Annotated in this window: 13 protein-coding genes; 5 read left to right on the forward strand and 8 right to left on the reverse strand. The window is 69.2% G+C overall.

Features of this window, described 5'->3' with window-relative positions:
* Positions 1-21 precede the first annotated feature (21 nt).
* From ACIRVF_RS37610 to ACIRVF_RS37630, 5 genes are all read right to left on the reverse strand, one after another.
* Positions 22-1,380 carry an AAA family ATPase gene (locus tag ACIRVF_RS37610; RefSeq protein WP_402828583.1) on the reverse strand — a complete coding sequence of 453 codons (1,359 nt, stop codon included), beginning with the start codon at positions 1,378-1,380 and terminating at the stop codon, positions 22-24.
* A gap of 171 nt (positions 1,381-1,551) precedes the next feature.
* Positions 1,552-1,860 carry a hypothetical protein gene (locus tag ACIRVF_RS37615; protein WP_402828586.1) on the reverse strand — a complete coding sequence of 103 codons (309 nt, stop codon included), beginning with the start codon at positions 1,858-1,860 and terminating at the stop codon, positions 1,552-1,554.
* 318 nt (positions 1,861-2,178) lie between these two features.
* Positions 2,179-3,444, reverse strand: coding sequence for a multidrug effflux MFS transporter (locus ACIRVF_RS37620; protein ID WP_402828589.1), 1,266 nt, complete (start codon positions 3,442-3,444; stop codon positions 2,179-2,181).
* Positions 3,445-3,447: 3 nt separating this feature from the next.
* Positions 3,448-4,092 (reverse strand): NAD(P)-dependent oxidoreductase, encoded by a 645-nt coding sequence (locus ACIRVF_RS37625; RefSeq protein ID WP_402828592.1) that lies wholly within the window; start codon positions 4,090-4,092, stop codon positions 3,448-3,450.
* A 22-nt stretch (positions 4,093-4,114) separates the two neighbouring features.
* Positions 4,115-4,867 carry an MBL fold metallo-hydrolase gene (locus ACIRVF_RS37630; protein WP_402828594.1) on the reverse strand — a complete coding sequence of 251 codons (753 nt, stop codon included), beginning with the start codon at positions 4,865-4,867 and terminating at the stop codon, positions 4,115-4,117.
* Between the two features lie 81 nt (positions 4,868-4,948).
* Between ACIRVF_RS37630 and ACIRVF_RS37635 the strand changes: the two genes are divergently transcribed.
* Both ACIRVF_RS37635 and ACIRVF_RS37640 read left to right on the forward strand, forming a co-directional pair.
* Complete coding sequence (locus ACIRVF_RS37635) at positions 4,949-5,578, forward strand: winged helix-turn-helix transcriptional regulator (RefSeq protein ID WP_402828597.1); 630 nt, start codon at positions 4,949-4,951, stop codon at positions 5,576-5,578.
* Between the two features lie 261 nt (positions 5,579-5,839).
* Positions 5,840-6,937 (forward strand): integrase core domain-containing protein, encoded by a 1,098-nt coding sequence (locus tag ACIRVF_RS37640; RefSeq protein ID WP_402828600.1) that lies wholly within the window; start codon positions 5,840-5,842, stop codon positions 6,935-6,937.
* A 98-nt stretch (positions 6,938-7,035) separates the two neighbouring features.
* On the opposite strand, the gene ACIRVF_RS37645 is transcribed toward ACIRVF_RS37640, so the two are convergent.
* Positions 7,036-7,425: a hypothetical protein gene (locus ACIRVF_RS37645; protein ID WP_402828603.1), complete on the reverse strand. Its 390-nt coding sequence runs from the start codon at positions 7,423-7,425 to the stop codon at positions 7,036-7,038.
* Between the two features lie 1,042 nt (positions 7,426-8,467).
* Here ACIRVF_RS37645 and ACIRVF_RS37650 point away from each other — a divergent pair.
* Entirely contained in the window at positions 8,468-9,721 is a 1,254-nt protein-coding gene (locus tag ACIRVF_RS37650) for a tyrosine-type recombinase/integrase (RefSeq protein WP_402828606.1), read from the forward strand.
* Positions 9,722-10,047: 326 nt separating this feature from the next.
* On the opposite strand, the gene ACIRVF_RS37655 is transcribed toward ACIRVF_RS37650, so the two are convergent.
* Both ACIRVF_RS37655 and ACIRVF_RS37660 read right to left on the reverse strand, forming a co-directional pair.
* Positions 10,048-11,142: a three-Cys-motif partner protein TcmP gene (locus tag ACIRVF_RS37655; RefSeq protein ID WP_402828609.1), complete on the reverse strand. Its 1,095-nt coding sequence runs from the start codon at positions 11,140-11,142 to the stop codon at positions 10,048-10,050.
* Between the two features lie 90 nt (positions 11,143-11,232).
* Positions 11,233-11,988 (reverse strand): DUF5131 family protein, encoded by a 756-nt coding sequence (locus tag ACIRVF_RS37660; protein WP_402828612.1) that lies wholly within the window; start codon positions 11,986-11,988, stop codon positions 11,233-11,235.
* Positions 11,989-12,130: 142 nt separating this feature from the next.
* Between ACIRVF_RS37660 and ACIRVF_RS37665 the strand changes: the two genes are divergently transcribed.
* Both ACIRVF_RS37665 and ACIRVF_RS37670 read left to right on the forward strand, forming a co-directional pair.
* Positions 12,131-12,433: a tyrosine-type recombinase/integrase gene (locus tag ACIRVF_RS37665; protein WP_402828615.1), complete on the forward strand. Its 303-nt coding sequence runs from the start codon at positions 12,131-12,133 to the stop codon at positions 12,431-12,433.
* Between the two features lie 137 nt (positions 12,434-12,570).
* Positions 12,571-13,764 (forward strand): restriction endonuclease, encoded by a 1,194-nt coding sequence (locus ACIRVF_RS37670; RefSeq protein WP_402828618.1) that lies wholly within the window; start codon positions 12,571-12,573, stop codon positions 13,762-13,764.
* The last annotated feature ends 104 nt before the right edge of the window (positions 13,765-13,868 follow it).

The following is a 13,868-nucleotide window of genomic DNA, read 5'->3' on the forward strand; positions in this document are numbered from 1 at the left end:
GAGGGAGCCGGCGGATCCGGATCACGCGACGTGTCCGGTCAGGCCGTGCAGTCGGGCGGCGACCTCGTCGACGCGGGCCGCCGGCGAGCTCGTCAGTGTCCGCTTCAGTTGCCGGTAGCGCTGCTGCTCGTCCTCGCTAGCCTCGCCGGTCACGATCTTCATCTCCAGGGCGACCAGAAGCGTCCGGGCCTCCTCGGCCCGCTGGGAGTAGGGGGAATCGAGGCCGAAGAGCTCGGACAACACCGCGTCGTCGCCGCTGCCGAAGACCACCCGCTCGTAGAGGTCTTCGCCGACGACCTCCGGAGACTGCTCGACGTCGGGGCCGGGCAGCCGGATCAGCCCACCGGGGTCGGCTGCCTGGCAGATGTAGGGACTGTGCGTGGTGACGAGGAACTGGACCAGCGGGAAGTGCCCCTTGAGCCATCCGCCGATGCGCTTCTGCCAGGACACATGCAGGTGGGCGTCGATCTCGTCGATGATCACGACACCGGGAACGGTCACGACCGGGTGGCCGTCGAGGTGGTCGACGCGCAGCGCGCCATAGGTGTCGTGGAGCTGCTTGAGGATGTCCACGACGAGCGCGGCCACCGTGCGGTAGCCGTCGCTCATCTCGCGTAGGGCGAAGGAGCGGCCGTCGTGCGTGACCCACAGGCCATCGGAGTCGACGTCGCCGATGGTGTAGTCGTCGGGCAGGAGCTCGTCGCCGAGGACCGCCAGGGCGGCGCGCTTCAACTCGGCGGCTCCCGGCCGGTTCTCCAGGGACCGCAGGTGCTGCTCGATCAGCCAGCTGACACCCTCGGCCAGCGAGGCGTCCTCGTGGAAGAGGCTGGTCAGCCTGGCCACCGCTCCGGAGCCGGCCATGCGCCGCTGGACCTCCCCCGAGCCGCCGGCCAGCCGGCGGAAGGGTCCGTATCCCGCGCAGAACCAGCCCACCGGGTTGTCCGCCCACGGCCCGCGCTGCGCGCCGGTCTTCGCCCTCTTGTACTCCACCGGGCCCAGGGAGGGTTGGGCGTGTCGGCCGACCGCGCTCCTCGGGTCGGGCGCGCTCCACTGCAGCCCCGCCCAGAACGTTCCGGCCGGCGGCCGGCCGGAGGCGAACCTGTCCTCGGCCGGGTCCGGGTGCAGGCAGACCTCGGTGACCGCCTGCGACTTTTCGTCGCTGATCCACTCCTCGAAGCCCGACATTAACCCACGGGCCGCACTCGGACCACTGACGGCCAGGGTGACGGCGCGCAGCAGGGTGGACTTGCCGGAACCGTTGCGGCCGGCCAGGACCGTCCAGCCGGCATAGGACCCGTCGGGGCGGGTGAGGTCGAGGTCGACTTGACGGGCGCCGTGGAAGCCGCGCACGTTCCGCACCCGCACGTTCTTGAGGTACACGCCCGGCCCTCCAGCCCTGTCCACCACAGCGGGCCCGGGTCCGCGGGCCACTGCCCCGACTCTATCCGTGCCCCGCCCGGCCCCCGGGTACCTCCTCAAGCAGGACTCGGTCCTCGTCGGCGCTTGCCGCAGCAGCGACGGCGGGTGACGCGTGGCCGGCAACCGCCCGCCCTACGTGTACGGGTCGCGCAGCGGCCTCGGCTCGCGGACCCCGCGGGTGATCTCCTCCGGGAGGTACGGGCCAGCCGTGTAGTACCGGCCCTGGGCCTCACCCTTCGCGGCGAGCCAGCCGGCGCGGACGAGTTCGCGGATGTCGCGCTGCGCCTGCTGCCCGCTGAGCTCCGCGTCGGCCTGGTAGGTGGCGCGGCGGACCCGGTTGCCCATGGCGGCCGGGTAGAGGACGTACAGCATCCGGTCGGGCCAGCCGCGCTGGTCGACGGCCTCATCCAGGGCGCTCCAGACCTCGCGGGTGGTGTTCACCTGACGCTCGACAGTCTGGGCCTGCTGGCGGTGGGCACGCAGACAAACGCACCCACGGCAGCGTGTCCCGGTCGGGGGTCCAGACGGCGCCACCGACCTCGGCAAGGATGTCGTAGTAGCGGTAGGAGTTGTTGGGGGTCCTGGGGCTCGTTTCTGTTGGACGACATCTGCTCTTCAGCGCAGACAACACCGTTCTTCAGTAGTGTCAGTCCGAATGCCGGTTGGTGTTCAATCCACCGCGCGTCTAACTTCGGCCTTGGCGGAGGGTGTGCCAGGCAGGCGCGGTTCGCGACGGTTGGGCCACCGACCCTTCAGCTGCTAATGGACCTTGCCGCGCCTGCGATCGATGTGCCGGCGCGGTCGCCGGTGCCCGGCAGGTCCTTGGCGAGCCGGCCTGCGAGTGCGCTCACCGGGCATCGACCGGGTGAGGACGCCGAGTGTGAGCAGAGCGAGCGCCGGCAGCACGGCGACGATGATTCCCATCGGCAAGGCGTCGGTGGCGCCACCCGCGCCGGCCAGCGGAGCAAGTGCCCCGCCGAACATGAACTGGCTGAAGCCGAGCAGAGCGGCGGCCGACCCGGCGTGTCCGCCGTGGTCGGCCAGGGCCTGGGCCGCGGCGTTCGGCATGACGAGGCCCACGCTGGAGACCAGGACGAACAGGCCGATCAGGAGCGCAGGCAGGGGTGCCCGTGTCAGCACCGCGCCCAGGACCGTGGTGCCACCGGCTGTCGCGCCCAGCAGACCGGCGAGCAGCAGCACGCGGGCGCCGGCCCGGGCCACCAGCCGGCCGCTGATCTGGGCGGCCGCAATGAGTCCGGCGGCGTTGACGGCGAACACGGCACTGTACTGCTGCGGTGACAGGCCGTGGATTTCCTGCAGGACGAACGGCGAGCCGGAGATGTAGGTGAACATCGCCGCGAAGACCAGACCGTTGGTCAGGACGTACCCGGTGAAGACCCGGTCGCTGAGCAGCTGCCCGACGACAGCCGGCAGCGGCTGGCGTGACGCGGAGGACCGGGTCTCCGGCAGTCCTGCGGCGGAGGCCGTCAGCATCACGGCGCCGAGTACGGCCAGGGCCACGAAGATTCCCGGCCAGGCCGTGACGCGCAGCAGCTGGCCGCCGAGGACCGGCGCGAACACCGGCGCCAGGCCGGTGATCAAGGTCAGTGCGGAGAAGAGACGTGCGGTGCGGGTTCCGGAGGTGCGGTCGCGGACCATGGCGTTGGCGATGACGATGCCGAACGCCCCGCCGATGCCCTGGACCAGGCGTAGGCCGACGAAGGTCCGGACGTCGGGCGCCACCGCGCAGAGCGCGCTGGCGATCGTGTAAAGGGCGAGGCCCGCCAGCAACGGACGCCGCCGGCCGTAGGTGTCGCTCAGCGGCCCGGCGATCAGCTGCCCGATGGCCAGCCCGGCCAGGCAGGCGGTGACGGTGAGCTGGGTGGCCGCGGCGCTGGCGCGCAGGTCGCCGGCGAGGTCCGGCAGTCCGGGCAGGTAGCCGTCGATGGACAGTGGTCCCAGGGCCACGAGCGCTGCGAGCAGGACGATGAATCGGGTTTGCCGGCCGGCGGCGTCGTTGCTCATGACTCAGTAGGCCACGGTGATGCGGCGGCGGATCGCGGTGCCGCTCTCGATCGTGTCGGCCAAGGCGATCGCGTAGTCGGCGTACGAGATGCGGCTGTTGCCGTCATCGTCGGTGAGCAGGGTATCCCCGGCGCTGCGGTAGGCCCCGGTCCGCTCGCCCGCTCCGATGACTGCGGCGGGCGACACGTACGTCCAGTCGAGGTCGTGCACGCCGCGGTAGAGATCGAGCGCTTCGGACTGGGCCTCGGCGTTGGCCTTCCACAGCGCGGGGAAGTCCGGGTCGTCCATGACCCGGGCGCCGGTCGGCGTGCGCAGGCTACCGGCACCGCCGATGGTGACCAGGCGGGTGACACCGGCTCGGCGGAGTCCGTCGATCAGCGCACGGGCGGCACCGAGGATCGTGGCGCGGTCGTTCTCCTGGCCGATCCGGGGGCCGACGGCCGAGAGTACGGCGTCGTGGGAGGCGGCGAGGCCGGCGACCACGGCGGCGTCTGTGACGTCACCGGCGGTCACGGTCAGGGCCTTGTGCTTGAGTCCGTCGATGTGACCGGCTCGGGTGACCGCGGTGACGGTGTGGCCGCGACGCAGTAGTTCCTCGGTGGTGGGCCGGCCGATGTTGCCGCTGGCACCGAACAGGACGATCTTCATGTGTGCTCCTTGTTTCTGATGGTCAGAGGACGGGCTGGCCGTCGGCGATGATGGCCGCGGTGATGCCGCGCGCGGCGGCGGCGTGCTGGAAGCGCTGCTCGATGTCGGGTTGTTCGGTGTAGAACGGCGGGTTGTGGAACAGGCCGTAGTGCATGGCGCAGACGGTGCCGGCGCCGAGTGCGACGGCGGCCTCGACGCCCTGCTCGGGGGTCATGGTCGCCGGGACGTTGGCCGCGTAGCCCTCGAAGTGGGCGATGACGCCGTTGACCGGGACGAACGCGACGTCGAACGGGCCGTGGTCGCGGGCGATCTGCCACCAGCTGCCGTGCCACTGGGTGTCGCCGCAGTGGATGACCCGCCGGCCGGCGCCTTCGACGACCCAGGCGACCTGGTCACAGTCGTTGCCGCGCCAGTCCAGCGAGGTCACCGGGGTGACGGTCAGCTCTCCGATGCGGCGTGACTGGCCCAGGTCCTGGGCGACGGGGGTGATGCCCACCTCGACCAGCGCCGCCGCGCTCGGGGTGTGGCAGCCGATCGTGCCGGTGGCCGCGATCCGGGCGATCAGGTCGTGGTCGTAGTGGTCGGGGTGCAGGTGGGTGATGAGGGCGTGGGTGCCGGGCGGGGAATCGACCGGGTCGACCGGCCGGTGCGGCGGCCCCATCACCGGCGCCAGCGGAGCGACGTTCTCGAGCGGGTCGATCAGCAGGCGGGTGTCGCCGAGACGGATCTCGACGCCGGCCCAGGCCAACCGCCGCACGGAAAGGGTGGGAGTCATGGGCAGCGACGCTAGACCGATGTTGTTGAGAAAGTCAACAAGAGAGTTTTGAATCTCAACACCACGATGTAGGGTGGTGGCATGCGCACCTACGGGCAGTACTGCGGCATCGCGAAAGCACTGGACACCATCGGCGACCGATGGACCCTGCTGATCGTCCGTGAACTGCTCGCCCTGGGTCCTTGCCGGCACACCGACCTGCGCAACGGGCTACCCGGGATCGCCAGCAACCTGCTGGTCGACCGGCTCCGCGAACTCGAGGAAGCCGGCCTGATCCACCGCAAGGCCGCCCCGCCGCCGGTGGCCACCACCTTGTTCTCCCTCACCGAGCGTGGCCGCGCGCTGGAGCCGGTGCTGCAGGAGCTGAGCCGGTGGGGCGTGCCGCTGCTGCGTGAGCCGGGCGGCAACGACACCTTCCGCACCCACTGGCTGGACATGCCCGCCCGGGCACTGACCGACCACCGCCCTGACCAGCCCGCAATCGCCCTGCAACTGCACGCCGACGGCAGCGAGGACCTGGTCATCGAAGTCAAGGACGGCTCGGTGCACACACACGCCGGCCGGGTCGACCACCCCACCGCGTCACTGACCGGACCGCCGCACCTGCTGGCTGCGACTCTGCTCGGCGACCTCGATCTGAGCGCCGCAGTACAGCAAGGCCTGCTACTCAGCGGCGAACGCGAGGCAGTAATGCGCATCCTGCCCCGCTGATCGACCTGTCCCGTCTCATTTGCCAGCGCATACATCCCGCCTCCCCGACCGGGAGCGCCACCAACCACGGGCCGGTCAGCCGCTGTGACACGAGCATCGACGTGGAACAGCTGTTCGCGACGCAGTGTGGCTCGGTGCCGCCGGAGGCGAGGGCCATGCAGTTGGCCCTGCTCCTGCCGAAAACCTCATCCAGGGCCTGTGACCTGTGCGTTCTCATGAATGGCCACGGGTGCCCGCATGAGCATGTCAAGCTGATGGATCGTGCTGCTGAGACTGGCGTACCTGGGTGTGACCAACGCGTTAGCGGTGCTGCGTCTGCTGCCGATGAGCGACCGCGAGAAGGACGTGGAGATCCTGGCCCTGCGCCATCAGATCGCGGTGCTGGAACGGCAGCTGGGTGGGCAGCGGGTCCGGTTCGAGGCTGGTGACCGGGCGTTTCTTGCGGCGCTGCTCCACCAGCTGCCGATGCAGGTGCTCCGCCGGATGCGGCTGCTGGTGCAGCCGGACACCGTGCTTCGCTGGCACCGCGACCTGGTCGCCCGTCGTCACGCTGCCCGGTCCCGTCCCAAGCGCGGAGGCCGGCCGCGCACCGTACGCTCCATCCGCACCCTGGTCCTGCGCCTGGCCGCCGAAAATCCGGGGTGGGGGTACCGGCGCCTTCACGGCGAGCTGCTGGTCCTCGGCGTGAAGGTGACCGCGTCCACAGTGTGGGAGATCCTGCAGGAGGCCGGGATCCCACCGGCGCCCGAGCGGGCCTCCACCACGTGGGCCGATTTCCTGCGCTCCCAGGCGGACGCGCTCCTGGCGTGCGACTTCTTCGAGACGGTCACCCTGTCCGGGGCCCGCATGTACGTCTTCGCGGTCATCGAGCACGCGAACCGCCGGATCCGGATCCTGGGCGCAACCGCGCACCCGACCGCGGCCTGGGTGACCCAGGCCGCGAAGAATCTCGTCATGGACCTCGAGGACGCCGGCTGCCGGGCCCGCTACCTGATCAGGGACCGCGACGGAAGGTTCCCGCAACTGTTCGACGAGGTGCTCAAAGACGCGGACATCGAAGTGGTACTCAGCGGCGTCCGGATACCGAGAATGAACTCCATCATGGAGCGCTGGGTGCAAACCTGCCGCCGTGAGCTGCTGGACCGGACACTGATCTGGGACCAGCGCCATCTCCACCACGCCCTACGCGAGTTCGAGACGTTCTACAACCAGCACAGGCCTCACCAGGGCATCGCCAACGCCCGCCCACTCCACCCACTCCCCCATCCGATCACCGATCCAGGCCAGATCGCCCGCCTCGACATACGACGACGTAACCGACTCGGCGGCCTCCTCCACGAGTACCAACATGCAGCCTGAGCAGGGCGGATGAGGTATTCGGCAAGGGCAAGGCCGCAGCGACCGCGTGGCTCTCCAGCAGCTGCGCCTGCAAGCGCAGCCACCTTCGACGCTGCCCATCACGCGCAACATTCCGGCTCCGCCCGCCCTACCGGCAGCATGACGGAGCCCGCCGGGAACTCCGCCTCATCGCCTGCGGCATCCACCCAGGCCGTCAACGACGTCAGAGACGACACCGCTTCCGCGAAGGCAACGAGCGGATGGTCACCCGGAATCGGCCACGCGCAATGCGGGCACAACTCCTCGACTGCGAGCGTCAGCGGTACTTCTGCACGCTCAACCGCTGGCGCGGATCGCAGCTGCCCGCAATCCGCCCCGCCATGAAACCTTCCCAGACCGGACGACGACCGGAAACAGGACAGCGGCAGGGCCTGAAACGGACCCAACGGAATACCAGCCACGAAAATCTGACCCAGTCGAAGCCCGCGCAACTCCGAGCTCAGCATCACGACGCCAACCGAAAGCCACGAAGCCGAAGCGCGAATCGGTCCTCATCCGCCGCGGCCTGAGCGCTTATCAGCAGCCCGCGGCGCACGGACGGGCGCAGCGGGGCCCTTGTCGCATTCTCAAGGGGTAGCAGCAGCTCAGCAACCACGCCCGACCCCTAGTGATCGCGTGGTGGTCGCACCGGAACGATCACTCGGCAGGCTTCAGGCGAGGATCCCTGTCCAGCAATAGGGACAAACCTGCGCGAATCAGTCGCCACTGAGGAAGATCGCCTACGGCGCCCGTCAAGCCGACGACAGCAGGTCACCCGTCCAGGAGGGCCGAGCTCCTCCGGCTCCGAAGCACCACGCTTGACCATCCGGCCACAACTCCAGCCTGGCTACGGCGAGTTGTCCACCGCCACCTGCCACCAGGCTGCGTTCCCAGGCCGGTCAGGGCGCGACCACCATGCGACCACCACCCCGCGACACGCACAAAAAGGCGCTCCCATCATTTCGATGGAAGCGCCCTCCGACCTGCGAAAACTCGCGGTCGGGACGACAGGATTTGAACCTGCGACCCCTTGACCCCCAGTCAACCACCATGAGGTGAACGTGAGTTGGGACTTCTCAGCGGATGTGGTGTTGCGAAGCGCTGACCGTGGCTCAGTGTTTACTTTGCGCACAAGTGTCCGTTTCGGATCATCAGCGTCCATGGGCGCTCATCAGGCGTGGTCCCAAAATGGTCCCCAGGCCGACCACCCCGCCGCAGGTACTGCCTGTAACCGGGATCTGTCGGGCTTTCAGGAGGCGGCGTCACGCCAGCCCGACTGCCCTTGCGGCGAAGCCGCAGGCCGGTCCACGGGGCCAGCGGCTCCGGTCGGATCTGGTCGCTTACCCGCTGGTCACGGATGGTGACCTTCCGGGCGGTGTGTCGTCTTGAGCGTGTCTTCGCCGTCTGGTTCTGAGTGCTCCGCGCACCGCCCAATGCGCTCTGCCGCCACACCCGACACAGAAGCCACTCTTGCCCCAGAAGCACCACCCAGTCCGAGAGAAGGGGAAGCTCATGGGACAGCGCGCGCAGCGTGGTCGGGTGTACCGGCGGTGTGGTTGTTCGGACGGTTCGGGGAAGCAGTTGGGGCCGTGGTGTCCGCGGCTGGCGGGGGATCTGAAGCACGGGAAGTGGACGTACTGCGTCGACCTTGCCCCGGAGGACGGGAATCGGAAGACCCGTCGGCGTGGCGGGTTCGCCACCCGGGCCGAGGCGGCCCGGGAGATGAAGGCGGTGCTGAACGGTGAGCTGCGCGGGGTGTACGAGGACCGGCGCACCACGGTGGCGAGCTTCCTGCGCCAGTGGCTGACCGTGAAGAAGGAGGAGCTCGCGCCGAACACCTACGCCGGGTACGAGGACTGCGTGGAGCGGGACCTGATCCCCGCGTTCGGCCACTTCCGACTCCCGGACCTGCGGCCCAAGCACATCGAGCGCTGGATCGCTGCCCAGCGCAAGGCCAAGCGCGGCAAGGTCACCGTCTACCGGATCGTCTCCACCCTGCGCAATGCCCTCAACGCCGCGGTGCGCGCCTGGGGGCTGCGTTACAACCCCGCCAAGCACTCCGTCCCCGCCCGGCCTCGCGCCGCCGAGCGCACGTGTTGGACCCCCGACGAGGCCGCCGCCTTCCTGTGCCACGGCGCCGAGTTCTACGCGGACCAGCTGAATGACCTGTTCGAGGTCATGCTCGGAACCGGCATGCGCCGCGGCGAAGTCCTCGCCCTGCACTGGTCGGACATCCACCTCATGGACCGCAAGCTCTACGTCCGTTGGACCCTCGCCGCCATCGACAACGGCAAGATCCACCTCCGCGAACCCAAGACCGAGGCCGGCCGCGCCTGGATCAGCCTCTCCCGCAGGGTCATGACCGCCCTCCACCGCCAGGCCGCGATCCAGATGAACGCCCACCCCGACGGCCGGCTGGAGGGCCTGGTCTTCGCCCGCCCCGGCCGGACGCCGCTGCGGCCCCAGTGGGTCCTCGACCAGCTCCGCAAGCGCACCGCCGAACTCGATCTACCCAGGATCGGGCTGCACGACCTGCGCCACACCGCCGCCAGCATCATGATCGCCGAAGGCATCCCCATCGCCGTCGTCTCCAAGACGATGCGCCACTCCACCCTCGCCATCACCATCAACCTCTACGGCCACCTCCTCAAGGACTCCGCCGACGAAGCCGTCACAGCGCTCGCCTCCGCACTCGACCGGGCGGATGCCGAGATGACCGGCCAGCCCACTTCGTCGGGCGGCCATCACTTCGGCAAGGCGGCGTGAGCGGTCGGGTGTCAGGTTCTTGTACCCGGCCGCTGATCGGCCGGGTACAAGCCTCTGGTCTCTGTGTGGTCTCCGTGGTCGTTGCTCTATTGATCTTGGTGGGCGTGAGTTCGAGTACCACCGCCTCGCTCCCCCTCAGCAGCGACCGGCCAGTGTGATGCGCCAACTCCACGGGCCGCTACGTCGACGCGCGACCCGGTCGCCCCAGCACGAGGGCCGTCCCGTGCGGCAGTGTTGCGAAGCGCCGCCATGCACTGGGATCGCCCTGGGGGCTTCTCGGCGTCGGCGCCCGCTTGGGGGCAAGGCTTGCCGCTTCCCTCGAAGCGTCAGAACAACGCGTCCTGGCGCAAGGCGGCTACGGTACTGGTGCCGGTAATCCGGCCTGGGGAGACGTTGATCTCTTCTTGGTCGCGCATCCGTTTGAGGAGCGGTATGACCTGGGTCGGGCGGTAGACGGTCTCCAGGAGGGCGAACTTCTTGAGCTGGTCGACGCTGCGGGCTGTCGCCACGGTGCTCAGGTGGTCAAGCAGGATGCGGCGCAGCGGTCCGGTGTCCGGTTCGAGTTCGAGGTCGAGGGCCTGCTGGTTGGGGTCCTTGGGGTCGCGGTAGCGGACGCCGGAGGTGGTGTCGACGACCCACATGGCCTCTTTCATCTTCTCCACGCCTCGTTCGTGGCGGGTGCCGAAGATCAGGTAGAGGAGGTGGCCGGCTTCGTCGATCATCTCGAAGACCAGGGTGTGCTGGAAGCCGGCGCGTCCGAGGGACTCGCGGTAGCGGTCGCGCAGGTAGGCGGCTTTCCGGGATGACGGCTGTTGGAATACGCCGTGCCATTGGGTGCCGCCGAAGAAGGCGTCCCCGGCTGAGCGGTGGCGCTCGGCCTTCTCGGAGAACCGTACGAGGAAGGCGGGTTGGAAGGTGACCATCACCTCGCTGCGGCGCTGGGTGGCGATCCGTTGCAGCAGGGGGAAGGGGACGTCCGGGCCGCCGAAGCCGTCGAGAAGGACAAACATGGGGTGGTGGAGGCTGCCGGTCCGGTCCAGTTGTTGCAGCAGGTCGGGGTGGCACTGGCCCTGGGCGATGTGTACGTCGAGCCGGTCGCCTCGGACGCCGGACGAGTCGACGGCCGCCGCGATGCGGCGTTCCAGCTCGGTCTTGCGCCGGCTGTCCTCCTCGACCAGCACCATCTTCACCCTCCGGGGGCTGCGCCGAAGCGCTCCGGAGAAGACCTGGTGGGCGACGACGGGGGAACCTGGCTCGCCGTCCCGGTAGATGCCGGGGCCTGCGAACCCTTCGGCGTAGGTGACGACTTCGTTGTGGCTGAGCATGATCGGTGCCCAGGCTTGGAGGTAGCGCCGCAGCAGGGCGTGCTTGGCGGCGGTGTGCGGATCGCGTGGCCAGATGACGTCCTTCGGTGCCGCCATGTGTCTCCCCGGTACGGTGAGCCGTCGCTGCCGGTGGCAGGATCACACAATCGTCACGGCGCGACCAGGGGGTGTGCACGGCGCACTGGGTCAGGAGGCGGTGATCGGGTCTCGTGCGGGCATCTCGTCCCAGGTCCGGCCGTTGAGGTCGCGGCCGCGGGCCTTGGGGTTGCGGCCGCCCCACTGTTTGAAGAAGAACGGCACGCCGGCCGTCTGGCAGGCGTCGCGGATTCCGGTGACCCACGTGGGGTCCATCGGACGGTGGTGGGGGCCGGACTCACCGCCGGCGATCACCCATCCAATGCCGTCGAGATCCAGGCCCGGCAGCGGTCCGAGCAGCGGCTCCAGCGAGAGGAACCGGACCGCGGCCGGGACGACTCGCAAGTCGTCGACGCGACCGAGCTGACTCTCGTCCTCGACCGACACCCCCATCCAGAGGTTGTCCGGCCACTCCAGCCGGTCGGCGACCCGGCGCAGCCGCACGGATCGCTTCGTCAGCACCTGGTAGGTGTGCTGGGGGGTGTCGGCGATGACCTGGAACACGTCCCGGACGAACGGCAGCGGCACCCGGGCGTGGAAGAGGTCGCTCATGGAGTTCACGAACACGACCCGGGGGCTGTGCCAGCGCCTCGGGATGCCGAGGGCGTCCGGGTGCAGCGCAAGTCCGAAGCCGGGGCCTGACGTTCGCGAGTCGCCGTCCGTCTGGTACTTGGCGGCGCCCATCGCCTTCAGCCGCTTGGCCAGGGTCAGGGCGTAGCAGTTGTCGCAGCCGGCGGACACGCGGTCGCAGCCGGTGGTCGGATTCCAGGTCGATTCCGTCCACTCGATAGCGCTTCGATCGCTCACTGCCGCTCCTCGCCACCGGGCCGGGCCTCGCGCCGGCCGCCACCTGGCGGACGCCGCCAAGCCCCTACCTTCCTCCGTGGACACTGCTGGTGTCGAACCCGCTGGCCAGAGCTGGCGCACGACAACGGCCCGGCGTTGCCCCATGGCCGTCACGCCGACCCGACGACCCTCGCGTCTCCGCAAGCGCATCGCCGAGGTCGAACTATCGAAGATCGGCCCTCACGATCTGCGCCACACCGCGGTCAGCATCATGATCGCCGCCGGCATCCCGCTCGCCGTCGTCTCCAAGACCCTGCGGCTCTCCAACCTCGCCATCACTGTCGACCTGTACGGGCACCTCCTCAAGGACTCCGCCGACGAGGCCGTCGTCGCCCGGACTGCCGCCCTCGACCGGGCCGATGCCGGGCACGCTGCGTCGACATGTCTGCTTGCGGCCGCGGCCTGACGGCGGCAGCGATCCAGTTGGCCAGCCTCGGGCGAGCACCCGGCTCTGGTGCTCCTGTCGATCCTGAGACGGCCACGGACTGGGTGGGGTAGCGTCCGCGCTGGATGGGGAAGCCGGACGAAGGTGGGGAGTCTCGGATGCGCTTCGGACCCGAGGACGCTGATCTGGCGGCGGCGATCGACCAGTTCGACCGTGTGGCCGCCAACCTTGAGAAGCTCGAGTCCGTCTGGCATCAGCTGGGCGAGCTGAGTCCGGCGGACATCGAGTTCGGACTGGACACTCCCGAACGGGGGAACCTCGTCCGCACCTTCTCGCATCTGGCCGAGCACCTGCCCGCGATCGACGGGTTCCGGGTGGACGCCGTACCGGAGTCGGCCGACGCGATCGCCCAGACCCGTCTGGACTACTGGGAGATCGGCGAACCGGCCGGCCGCGCGGCGTTCGACCGCAGCGTCGAGGAGCCGGGTTATCAGATCGGCGAGTACCGGTATCGGTTCGACAGAGCTCGCAGTGCACTGGTGCGCAGCCATGTGACCGATGTGACCGCGATGATCGACGACGTCGTCCGCGACATCGACGCCGTCAACGGGCTGGGTGAGTGGCGAGGCGAGGACCGCTGGGAAGAGCTGTCCTCCTTGGTCTCCCAGCTCGACCGGCTGGTGGGTGGGCAGGTTCCGGGCAAGGCCCGCTGGGCGGCACTGCGCAGACACCTCTCCTTCCAGGACTCAACCGACCTGAGCGACATCGCGACCATGGACTGGCCATCGGTGCGCGCCGAGGTGCAGTCGATCCTCTACGACCAGCACGAGCCCCTGCCAGTGGCTGTCGAAGACCTCGCTGACCTGGTCAACGCCCGTCCAGTCGGTGCGGTGAGCACCCGGCTGGCGTGGTCACGGCTCGACGCGGAGGGTTTCGAGCGCCTGGTCTTCGAACTCGTCCGCCGTACGGCGGGCTACGAGAACGTCAACTGGCTGATGAAGACGAATGCTGCCGACCGCGGACGCGACATCGAGGCCTACCGCGTGGTGCGCGACCCGCTGGCCGGCGTGCGCCGCTATCGCGTCATCATCCAGTGCAAGCATTGGCAGGAGCGCTCGGTCGGCAGCGCCGACCTGAGCGCCTGCATCCAGACGATCAAGCTGTGGGAGCCGCCGAAGATCGACGTGCTGATCGTCGCTTCCACCGGGCGCTTCTCCCAGGACGCGGTGGCTATCGCCGAGCGACAGGAGAACGAACGAGTACTTCCGGCCGTAGAGTTGTGGCCCGAAAGCCACCTGGAAACCCTGCTCTCCCGGCGCCCCTCGTTGGCCGCGCAATTCGACCTTCGCTGAACCGAGCACCGACCACGCCCACCGGCACCGACAGACGAACGGGGCCTGGGACTTCACACTTCCCTGTCCGGGCCCGCCGGTATCCTCCCAGTACGGTCGGCGCG

Origin of the sequence: Kitasatospora sp. NPDC101157, from assembly GCF_044768255.1 — a bacterium.
GTDB lineage: Bacteria > Actinomycetota > Actinomycetes > Streptomycetales > Streptomycetaceae > Kitasatospora.